The 1020-nt window shown below is 64.0% G+C and carries 1 pseudogene; it reads right to left on the bottom strand.

Annotation, left to right across the window (positions count from 1 at the left end):
• A pseudogene (locus CRO46_RS20050) lies at window positions 1-1020 on the bottom strand (hypothetical protein); the annotation flags it as partial.

Raw genomic sequence — 1020 nt, 5'->3', positions numbered from 1 at the left:
GCGGCCCACATCCGCATCGCCCAGCGTGTAGGTCGAGCCCGTGGCGCCTGCGATATCAACACCATCGCGCATCCACTGGTAGGAGAAGGCGCCAAGCCCATCCGCATCCGAGATGCCCGATGTGTCTGCCGTCAGGGTTTCGTTCTCCGTCACCGTTCCGGTGATCGCAGGCACCCCGGCAGGGGCATCATTGACATTGGCGACCGCCGCCGTGGCAGCTGACGTCAGCGGTCCTTCCGCCGTGCCGTTGCCATCGGTGTAAGAGACGGCCACCGAGATCGCAGAGCCCACATCGGCGTCACCCAGCGTGTAGGTCGATGCCGTGGCGCCTGCGATCGCAACAGGACCGCCGCCACTGTCACGGTACCATTGGTAGCTGAAGGCACCCAGCCCATCCGCATCCGTGATACCGGATGTGTCTGCGGTGAGAACCTGGTCTTCGGTTGCAGTCCCGGTGATGGTTGGTATGCCTGCCGGCGCATCATTGACATTGGCAACAGCCGCCGTGGCAGCTGACGTCAGCGGTCCTTCCGCCGTCCCGTTGCCATCGGTGTAGCTGACCTTCACCGAGATGGCGCGCCCCACATCCGCATCACCCAGCGTGTAGGTCGAGCCCGTCGCCCCTCCAATATCAACACCATCGCGCATCCACTGGTAGGAGAAGGCGCCCAAGCCGTCATTGTCCGAGATGCCCGATGTATCGGCCGTCAGGGTTTCGTTCTCCGTCACCGTCCCGGTGATCGCAGGCACACCGGCAGGCGCATCATTGACATTGGCGACCGCCGCCGTGGCAGCTGACGTCAGCGGACCTTCCGCCGTGCCGTTGCCATCGGTGTAGCTGACCTTCACAGAGATGGCGCGGCCCACATCCGCATCACCCAGCGTGTAGGTCGAGCCCGTGGCGCCTGCGATATCAACACCATCCCGCATCCACTGGTAGGAGAAGGCGCCAAGCCCATCCGCATCCGAGATGCCCGATGTGTCTGCCGTCAGGGTTTCGTTCTCCGTCACCGTTCCGGT

This window comes from Parahoeflea halophila (assembly GCF_900220985.1).
In the GTDB taxonomy this organism is placed as follows: domain Bacteria; phylum Pseudomonadota; class Alphaproteobacteria; order Rhizobiales; family Rhizobiaceae; genus Hoeflea; species Hoeflea halophila.
Note: the sequence above shows the minus strand (reverse complement) of the source record. Positions and strands in the feature narration are given on the sequence as shown.